Here is an 8,245-nt window from a genome sequence, read left to right on the forward strand (position 1 = left end):
GAAGCGAGCTTAATTAAGGCTCGCTTCAATGCGTTCAAGATAGTCAAACATATCTGTAATTGTTTTTGTTATCTTATTTTGTTCATTGAGTGGTGGAACTGGCAATAAAATATTTTTTACTATATCAGATGTTATTGCGGAAAAAGTACTACCAGTTGATTTATTTGTAAATTCTTTTTTGAAAGGCTTAAGCCAGTAAAATAAAAAAATACTATCTATATCATCAAGCGGTAATATGGAGGATAATCCTCTGCCAATACAGATATCTCTATTTGTGATATTCACCTCTCCGACAGGAGCTCGAACGCACAGTAAAACAGAATTTTTTGACGCAAGTTTGCTGATGTTCTTTGTGTATTGCATAGAGAAATTAATATATTGGTTAGAAAAATATATTTTTCCTTGATGAAATTCTGTAAAACTACTATCAGCGCAAATATCTTCTCCTTTTGGAGATGAACCCATCACTATTTCGGTAAAACTTGACAGTCGAGACCATGCCCAATTTTCAGGTATTTCAAATGGAATTTCACTATCAATACAAGTCACCTGATTGCCAATCTTCTCATAATAAGAGTTATCCTCACCTTTAAAGATGACGGATTCCTTCTTGTCCCGCTTGATTTTGCCCTGTTTGATAAGTTCTTCTTTTTCAGCCTTTATGCGTTCTAAAAGTACGGAAGCAGGCTCGTCATTCGGGTCTTGCGGTACAAGCTTGCCACGAATAGCAAGATCGAGGATTTTTGATTTTACATTAGCAGCTATCGCTCGTAAGTCTAATTTTTCTTGTTCAATTATATTTATGACTTTTATAGACTCTGCTATTTTATTACTAATCCGTTTTTGTTCTGATTTGCTCGGAATAGCAATTAAGAAATGACCTAATTTTGTTGCATTAATATTTGACTGATTTACGGCATCAGTTCTTACAGATGTACAATACTCTCTGGCATAGTTACTGTTCATAACCGCATTGAGATATTCATAATTTAACGATGAGCGAATTCGAATCAAGTATCCTGCATAAATAGCAGGAATGTCTCCACGGTAGACCGATGTTTTCCCCACTAACTCAATACTATTTGTTCTATTGAATAGAAGATCTCCTTTAATCAAATAATATTTTTTAATATCTTCTTCATCAGACGAGTATACTAAGTCACTATAATCTATTTCGCCATTTTGCAGATTTCCCATCCTTAATACAGCTATTTTCCCGTTAGTACTTGACTTTTTAGAGGTTCCATATGGCAAATCATAAGATACAGAGCATAACCTCGTCCACCCCCATCCATCCGGCACATCAAACGGTATTTCATCTTCAATACATTTCACCGTTCCATCTTGAAACTGCTCATAATGCAAATTATCCTCACCTTTGAAGATGATGGTATCGTTTTTAATATCCTTTGCTTTCAGTTTGCCCTCTTTTACCATCTGTTGCTTCTGAGCACGAATGCGCTCCAAGAGAACCGAAGCAGGCTCGTCATTTGGGTCTTGCGGGACAAGTTTACCACGGATAGCAAGGTCAAGGATTTTCTCTCTTAACGCTTTAGTATCAATCATAAGTCAATTCCTCCAAGCATCTCTTGAAGCTTTGAAACTGCTTCGCTGATGGAAGATGCTTTTTCTTGCATTTCGGAAAGGATTTCAGTAATAGAACGGTCGTCTTTTTCGGTTAGGTCAATCCACTTGAAATCAAGCTTTAATTGGTCACGAGAATAAACTTCGTCAGCCGTAAACTTACGCCATCTGCCGTTTGGATTATCTTCAGAATAGGTCTGCATCCTATCTACCATATGACCGGAACAATAGCAATTCACAAAGTCGTCGAGATGTTCTCTTGTCATTGGCTTAGTGGCCATGGTGTGCTTTATGCCTGTTCTATAATCATAAACCCAAATATCCTTTGTTTCTGAACCTTTTTCAAAGAAAAGGACATTCGTTTTAACGCCGCCTGCATAAAAAATACCGGTTGGAAGTCTAAGAATCGTATGTAAATTAAAATCTTTTAAGAGCTTTTCACGCACCTTTGCAGTAGCATTGCCGTCAGTCAGCACATTATCAGGCAAAACAACCGCCACTCTGCCTCCTGTTTTCACAATGGACATAATATGCTGCAAGAAATTGACCTGATTATCGGATGTTTTAATAAACTCCGGCCTGTTTGCCGCAACTTCAACACTTCCCTGTGGTCTTGTGCCAAAAGGAGGATTTGCAAGGATGACATCATACATTTTATCCGAAGTATCCAGCAACGAATCCTGACAAACAATAGGGCTTTTTTCGGTGCCGATATCGTGTAAATAAAGATTCATTGAAGCAAGCGTAACAACAAGCGGTGTGTTGTCCGCACCGAATAAAGTGTTATTTTTTAAAAAGTTCTGCTTGGCAATCTCTTTGCTCTGCGATTTCATGTGTTCATAAGCAGCAAGAAGAAATCCGCCTGTTCCGCAAGCCGGATCTGCAACAGTTTCTCCAATTTTAGGATTGATTACATCTACCATTGCTTTAATCAAAGCACGAGGAGTAAAGTATTGACCGGCACCGCTCTTTTTATCCTGCCCATTCTTTTCAAGGATGGATTCATAAATGGCCCCCTTAAAATCGCCCTCCATCATATACCAGTTTTCGCTTGCCACCATTTGGATAACTTTTGCGAGATGAACCGGACTGTCAATTTTGTTGGAAGCTTTAGTAAATATTGTGCCGATTAAACCTGTATCGTCTGCAAGCTCTTTGAGGATTTCTTCATATTTTTCAACCAAATCGGAACCATTCAGGTCAGCAAGGTCTTTCCATTTGCACCCTTCAGGCAAAGAACTGCCGAGACCGAGTTCCTCTTTTTCGTCATCCATTTTAAGAAAGAGAATATAGGTAAGCTGAGTGATATAATCAGTAAATCCTACGCCCGCTGCTGCAAGCACATTCGCAATATCCCACACCTTTTTAAGTAAGGTTGCTTCGCTTTTTGTTTGTGTATTTGCCATAATATTAAGCCGCCTTTAAAATGAATTTTGATAGTTCGATCATCTCGCTCGTCAACACCGAGGCACCGAAACTTGTAATCGCTTTTCGCCAGAGATCTGTATCAACGGCGTTGAGTTCCACTGCATCAATATAACCGTCGTTTATGATGTAATCTGCAATCTGCCTCATAATTTCCTGTTGATCGGGAGTAAGGCTGCGCTGGTTTTGTCCGCAGTAGAGAGTAAATCTTTGTGAATAACCTTTGAGCAAGCTCCTGAGATTACTGCTTTTCCTGTAAGCAAAGCGAACAAGCTGAATCAGATGGGTAAGCGCATTCATATTCTGCTTCTTATCCAATTCTTCCACATTCCCGTTCATATCCAGCAATTTATAATTGCTCCATATAGTATACGGTTTAAACAAGCGATTTTCTGAAAGCAGCTTGTCCTGCAATTCTACAAGCATGGAATGTGTAATAACGGTATCTTCTGAATTGTATATGATGCGTAAAGCTTCGATTTTATCAGCATTTTCGCTCAAATATTTTTCGAAAGATTCTATGAAAGTTCTTGCTGTTTCTTTTGAAAATCCTTGATATATGATTTTATCTTTATCCGGTGCAACTGCAAAATATCCCCTGTGCATTTCAAGAAGCTTTTTTCTTGCCTCAACATTTGCAATCAGGCAATGAATCAAACTTTTCCTTTCTGCATTGGGTGCAGAAATGCTAATGTATTCGGGGAGACTTCCGCTTGACAGCGCTTTGTTTATAGCGTTCGCCAATGTCTTCGGCGCAAAGCCAAAATCCGAAATAAAGATGTTTAAATGCCTGCCGAACAAAGGATTATCCTCATATCGATTGTTAATTGTTGCACAGTAATCTCTTAGCAATGCAAGATTGTCATCATTTACTTCTCCGTGTGCAAGATGCTCGAGCAACTGATCAAGCTTAAGAGTTTTATTCCCACCGGTGCCATTTGCCGTACCTGTAGGTTTTGGTATAGATTTGTCGTGTTCAGTGACTCCGACGGCATCTACGATATAAAAACACTCCTTCGTTGTAGCGTTAGGTGTAACTTCTTTTAATTTTTCATCATTGATAACACGGCAGCCTCTGCCTTTCATCTGTGTATACAGCACCTCTGATTGTACATCATTCATAAAGAACACAACTTCCAAAGGCTTTACATCAGTTCCGGTTGCTACAAGAGTAACTGTTACCGCAATGCGAAAATCCTTTTCGGTTCTTAAATCACGAATAAGGGCGTTCGAGTCACCGGCAGAATAGGTGATTTTCTGCACAAATTTTTCGGGCACTTTGCCGTCTTCAAATTTTTCCTTAAACACTTCCTTAACCACATTTACGATTTGTGTTGCATGGTTATCATCTTTTGCAAAAATGAGTGTTTTGGGAATATATTTCCAGTTTTCTTCTCTGTCAGGGTATAGATCGGTATATATAGAGTTCATATATGCGGCGACAACTTCTTTAATTTGACTTGGATTGATAACAGAACGGTTTAACTGTTTTGTGTTGTAATCCACTCTTTCTTCAGCCACATAAGACGGCAGTTCAACACCATCTTTCGATATATCTTTAACAATATCCCCTGCATGAATAGTACCGCCGTGTTCCGTAACGTTAGTTTTTATTCTGTAAACCCTTGCAGGAACATTGACGCCGTCAACAACAGAGTCGTCATAAGTGTATTCTTCGATTCTATTTTTGTTAAAGAAGGCTTCTGCTTCAGGTGTCGGTGTAGCGGTTAACCCCAAAATTCTCGCATCTTTAAAGTAGTTAAGTACAGACTGCCACTTACCGTAAATTGAACGATGGCACTCATCAATAATAATAAATTGAAAATGATCGGGCGGTAGCTTTAAATCATTGCCTAATTCAATTTCAGGTTCCTTTTTATCATCATCGGAAAAACTGAACAGGTTTTCATCTTCTTTATCTTCGTTTTCTTCCGAAATAGATTGCCCTGTCAACACTGCAAAGAGTTTTTGAATGGTAGAAATAACAATATCCCCATTAACATCATCAACTTTTTTCAAACGATTGATTTGGTATAATGAACTCATAGGCCGCTGTTTTTCAGTACGGTCAAAGAGACTAAATTCTGTTTCCGTCTGCCTTGCAAGGTTATTTCTGTCAACAAGAAACAACACACGCTTTATAGGGGTGTAATTTAGCAAGCGGTAAGCTGCAAGACTAGCCAAATATGTTTTGCCGGAACCAGTTGCAAGAACAGCAAGTGCTTTTTTCTGGCCGGATTTAAGCGTCTTTTCAAGTGCAACCGCTGCGTCATACTGGCAATCACGCAATCCCTTTTTTTCAATTCTTGGCAACGCACCATATTCAGACTTTTTACCGATGATTTGCAACATTTTTTTAGGAGAATGCATTTCGGTTAACTCAACATAATCTCCATCAGGATCAGCAAGCATATTTTTAAAATATATTTTGTTTCCATTCGCAAGATAAACCAGAGGAATCTGTCCATCAAACCATAAAGGATACCAGTTTTGTGGATTTTTAGAATAAGCTTCTGCCTGTGCTGCAACAATATCGCCCAGACTGTTTTCTTCTTTTTTTGCTTCAACAACAGCAATGGCCCTATCATCTACAAAAAGCAAATAGTCGCTTTCTTTGTTTCCCTGCATTAAAGCTTCTTTAACGGCCAATGCGTTAGATGGAACATACTCATCACGAGAAACAATATCCCATCCAGCGTTTCTTAATTGCTTGTCTATTTTAACTCTTGCCTTTTCCTCGGGTGTCATAAATTGACCTCCAATATAATTTCGTTTCCGATAACAAAAAATTATCGGAAGTTAGGTGGTAAAAAAATTATTTTGTAAATTCAAGAATATCATCCACGCCGCAATTCAAAGCAACGCAAAGGCGTTCAATGCTTTCCAAGGAAATATACTGATCCCGTTTCAAACGGGTAATAATATTTGCACTGACTCCGGCTTTTTGTGCAAGCTGGGCGTTTGTAATTTTCCGATCAATCAACAAGTGAAAAAGCTTATCATATTTAACAGCCACCAACTTCACCTCCGACAAATAATCCAAAAATATCATATCACAAAATCGTGAATATTTCAACAAGAATTGCTGATTTTTTACGCTCGTAAATGCCCGCCTATGTTGGCGGGCAAATTTTTTTGCCTTTTTTCTGAAAAACAGGTTGCGTTTTGACCTCTCAATTCCAAATAAGTGAAGGGGTAAAAATTTTTTTGCGATTCAGGGTGTGCATTTAGCTGTTCTCAGTGGGAATAAGTGAAGGGGCTTTTTGTCGGATAAAAATTTTTATAAACACCCGATAATTTGGTACTTCCCAGTAGGAACAAGTGAAGAGATAAATTTTTCTCGAAAATTTTGATAAGAATCCCGAAAATGGGTGTGCATTTCGGCACCCTTTGTCCAAATGAGTGAAGAGGTTTTTTCATTCAGAAATATTTTCCCGTTTAGGGGGTGCATTTGACCTCTGCCAGTGGGAATAAGTGAAAGACCTTTTCATTGTACCTTGAAAACTGAATAACGATCCGAATGGGATATGACTTTGCGACGCCGCCTGACGGGGGCAGGAACGGCATTCGGAAAAAACGACAGAACGATTAAATTTCAAGAAACGCACAAAGGAGGTGAAAATCATGGTCATAAAAATCACGCCAAAGCAGTTAAAGCGGATCAACGCTCTTGTCAGAAAGCTCTGCTGCAACTATGTGGACGGCAGCTGCCTTCTGCTGGACGACGGCGAGGAACACGCTTGCGTGCAGTGCATCAGCCGGTACGGGATCTACTGCAACTATTTCAAAAATGCAGTCCTTCCCGCAGACAGGGAGCTGTTTGCCGAGATCATGCAGCCAAGCCGTCAAAAGAGATGCCAAATCTGCAAGTCATTCTTTGTACCAAGGGCAAAGAACCAGCGCTACTGCCCGGGCTGCGCCACCGCCCAAAAGCGGAAGAAAGCCGCCGAGCGCCAGCGCAGGAAACGGTCAGCAAGTTCTCCAGCAGGTTTCAGGACGGAGTCCTGACGAGTGATACTGTTTTGCGACGGCAGGAGTACAAACAGTCTGCTCGCTCCGATAGGGCGGAGATTTAAGAAAGGGATGTTCTGCTGCTTGAAACGGATGAAAACAGAGTGTCTATGTCACGCTTTTTGAAGCCGCAAAGCCGCAGAAATCAAGGCTTTTCTCAAGTGGAAATGCCATAAGGAATACCGTAATACCCGAACATACAAAATCACGATTTAAAACCGTGACAGAAAGAAGGTGAGTTTCTGAACCCGTATTTCAAATTATCCGAAGCAGAAAGCTATGTCTTTTACAAAGTCCCCAAGGCTTTGTTCACAGAGGAAAAATACAATCCGGTTTCCACCGACGCTAAAATGCTCTATGGCCTGCTGCTCGACCGGATGCACCTTTCCGCCAAAAACGGTTGGACGGACAAGCGTGGACGCATATACCAGTTCTTTACCGTCAAAGAGGCGCAGGAAAAACTGCGCTTCGGGCACGAAAAGATATGCAGACTGTTCTCGGAATTAGAGCAGGCAGACCTGATTGTCCGCAAGCGGCAGGGACAGGGAAAGCCGAGCATCATCTACTTGAAAAAGTTCTGACTTCCGGTTTTCGGACTTCTAAAGTTCCGAAAATCAGAAACTATTAAGACAAATAGAGTAAGAATACTTACTACCCGAAAAAGAAGAAAAGCAATGGAGGTTTCACAATATATGAAAGAAAAAGAAACGATTGAATATCTGGATTTAAAACATTTGCTTCCCTTTCGGAATCACCCGTTCAAGCTGCGGGACGGAGAAGAAAAGGAACAGCTTTTAAAGAGCATAAAGGCACAAGGTACAATCGAGCCACTGATCGTCCGTCCTCTTTCGGAAAGTGAATACGAGGTCATATCAGGACACAGACGAATGGAGATTTGCAGGGAGCTTGGAATAGAAAAACTGCCTGTTATCGTCCGAAATCTGACCGACGAGCAGGCAGTATCAACGATGGTGGACGCAAACCTGCACAGGGAAAACATATTGCCCAGCGAGCGTGCATTCGCCTACAAAATGAAATGGGAAGCGGCAAAAAAATCAGAAAAGACTTTGTCGCAACCTGCGACAAGGATGAGAAATGACGATGTAATCGCTCAAGGTTTCGGCATTAGTAAAGACACCTTGCACCGATATATCCGTTTAACTTACTTAATTCCTGAACTGCTTGAGATGGTGGATGAGGGCAGAATCGCCCTCACGCCTGCGGT

General features: G+C 40.4%; 7 protein-coding genes. 3 read left to right on the forward strand and 4 right to left on the reverse strand.

Features of this window, described 5'->3' with window-relative positions:
• Nucleotides 1-9 precede the first annotated feature (9 nt).
• The 4 genes from GT748_RS13720 to GT748_RS13735 form a co-directional block, all read right to left on the reverse strand.
• Nucleotides 10-1,566, reverse strand: a complete 1,557-nt coding sequence (locus GT748_RS13720) for a restriction endonuclease subunit S (RefSeq protein WP_161222365.1) — start codon at nt 1,564-1,566, stop codon at nt 10-12.
• Complete coding sequence (locus GT748_RS13725) at nt 1,563-2,990, reverse strand: type I restriction-modification system subunit M (RefSeq protein ID WP_161213540.1); 1,428 nt, start codon at nt 2,988-2,990, stop codon at nt 1,563-1,565. The genes GT748_RS13720 and GT748_RS13725 overlap by 4 nt, the downstream gene beginning before the upstream one ends.
• 4 nt (nt 2,991-2,994) lie before the next feature.
• Nucleotides 2,995-5,757, reverse strand: coding sequence for a type I restriction endonuclease subunit R (locus GT748_RS13730; RefSeq protein WP_161213539.1), 2,763 nt, complete (start codon nt 5,755-5,757; stop codon nt 2,995-2,997).
• 67 nt (nt 5,758-5,824) lie between these two features.
• On the reverse strand, nt 5,825-6,025 hold the full coding sequence (locus tag GT748_RS13735; RefSeq protein WP_132093844.1) for a helix-turn-helix domain-containing protein: 201 nt from the start codon (nt 6,023-6,025) through the stop codon (nt 5,825-5,827).
• 608 nt (nt 6,026-6,633) lie between these two features.
• On the opposite strand from GT748_RS13735, the gene GT748_RS13740 reads away from it, so the two are divergent.
• The 3 genes from GT748_RS13740 to GT748_RS13750 all read left to right on the forward strand — a co-directional run.
• Nucleotides 6,634-7,017 (forward strand): cysteine-rich VLP protein, encoded by a 384-nt coding sequence (locus GT748_RS13740; RefSeq protein WP_161213538.1) that lies wholly within the window; start codon nt 6,634-6,636, stop codon nt 7,015-7,017.
• Nucleotides 7,018-7,262: 245 nt separating this feature from the next.
• Nucleotides 7,263-7,601, forward strand: a complete 339-nt coding sequence (locus tag GT748_RS13745; protein ID WP_161213567.1) for a replication initiator protein A — start codon at nt 7,263-7,265, stop codon at nt 7,599-7,601.
• A gap of 111 nt (nt 7,602-7,712) precedes the next feature.
• Nucleotides 7,713-8,245, forward strand: a 533-nt coding sequence (locus GT748_RS13750) for a ParB/RepB/Spo0J family partition protein (protein ID WP_161222366.1), incomplete at its 3' end; no start/stop codon positions are given.

Source organism: Bittarella massiliensis (ex Durand et al. 2017) (assembly GCF_009876955.1).
GTDB classification, from domain to species: Bacteria; Bacillota; Clostridia; order Oscillospirales; family Ruminococcaceae; genus Bittarella; species Bittarella massiliensis.

What these genes read in the sequence shown, in the direction of transcription:
- GT748_RS13725 (WP_161213540.1), bottom strand. Translation starts at nt 2,990, where the DNA reads ATGGCAAATACACAAACAAAAAGCGAAGCAACCTTACTTAAAAAGGTG.
- GT748_RS13720 (WP_161222365.1), bottom strand. Translation starts at nt 1,566, where the DNA reads ATGATTGATACTAAAGCGTTAAGAGAGAAAATCCTTGACCTTGCTATC.
- GT748_RS13730 (WP_161213539.1), bottom strand. Translation starts at nt 5,757, where the DNA reads ATGACACCCGAGGAAAAGGCAAGAGTTAAAATAGACAAGCAATTAAGA.
- GT748_RS13740 (WP_161213538.1), top strand. Translation starts at nt 6,634, where the DNA reads ATGGTCATAAAAATCACGCCAAAGCAGTTAAAGCGGATCAACGCTCTT.